This window comes from Algibacter lectus (genome assembly GCF_900112395.1).
Classification (GTDB): Bacteria; Bacteroidota; Bacteroidia; order Flavobacteriales; family Flavobacteriaceae; genus Algibacter; species Algibacter lectus.
Genome location: NZ_FOLN01000033.1, coordinates 1 through 1,095 on the forward strand (window position 1 = coordinate 1; position 1,095 = coordinate 1,095).

General features: G+C 31.9%; 1 protein-coding gene. It reads left to right on the forward strand.

Annotated features, from left to right (window positions below):
• The first annotated feature begins 140 nt into the window (after positions 1–140).
• Positions 141–989 carry a DUF4437 domain-containing protein gene (locus BM246_RS19730; RefSeq protein WP_074940747.1) on the forward strand — a complete coding sequence of 283 codons (849 nt, stop codon included), beginning with the start codon at positions 141–143 and terminating at the stop codon, positions 987–989.
• Positions 990–1,095 lie beyond the last annotated feature (106 nt).

A 1,095-nucleotide genomic window follows, 5' to 3' on the forward strand; every position in this document is an offset into this window, starting at 1 on the left:
CGCTCACTTGCGAAATTCCTTCGGAATTTAGCCGTTCGTGATTTATTTAGTAATTTTAGTGCTAAAACACGCAACTAATCTTATACCAACCGTTGGCTGTAATGTAAAATCAATACCATCGAGAAACATAAATTAAAACAATGAAAAAAATAATTGGATTACTAATCATTATGAACTTGACTTACTCTTGTAAGGAAAATCAAAAAAAAGAAACAAAGCAAAAAGAGACAGTTGAAATTAATAATCCAACAAATAAAATTGGTTTAAGTTCTGATATTAAGTGGGAACAAATGAACCCAGCACGTGGAGATAAAAGTCCTTTAGCTGGAACAATTTGGGGAAATCGAAAAACTGAAGTTCCAACAGGATATATTGGAAAATTCGTAGACGGATTTTCATCGCCACCACATATTCATAATGTAACTTATCGAGCAATTGTAATGAAAGGATTAATACATAATGACGACCCAGAAGCGGAAAATATGTGGATGCCTACAGGCTCTTTTTGGACACAGCCTGCTGGAGAAATACACATTACTTCTGCCAAAGGAGAAGGCACAATGGCTTATATCGAAATCGACAAAGGTCCTTATTTAGTAAAACCAATGACTGAATCTTTTGATAATGGAGAACGTCCAATTAATATTGATGCTTCAAATATTGTTTGGCTTGACTACACACAAACAAATTGGATATCGACTAATAATAAATCTAAAATCAGTTTTTTATGGAAAAATACAGAAGGTATTCGTGGAATTTTTGTAAAACTGCCTAAAAATTTTAAAGGAACTATTAACAGTAAAGGAACAATTTTTTACGGAGTAATTATAGAAGGGAATGCTAATTATCAAATGCCAAATACTGATTCTGCAACAAACTTAGATGCAGGAAGCTACTTTGAATCAACAGGTAATAGTATACACGAAATTTCAACAACTAAAGAATCATTAGTGTATATCAGAACTAATGAGAAAATTGAAATAAAATAAAACACTACAGCCAACAAAGTACTGTGCTAAAAAACAAGTAAAATCTTATTAATTTTTCACTAGCGCACTTTTATATTCCTTGTCAAATATTAAACCCGATTTTGCA

Bases quoted from the DNA above. Each gene is read 5' to 3' on its own strand.
- BM246_RS19730 (WP_074940747.1), top strand. From the start codon at position 141: ATGAAAAAAATAATTGGATTACTAATCATTATGAACTTGACTTACTCT.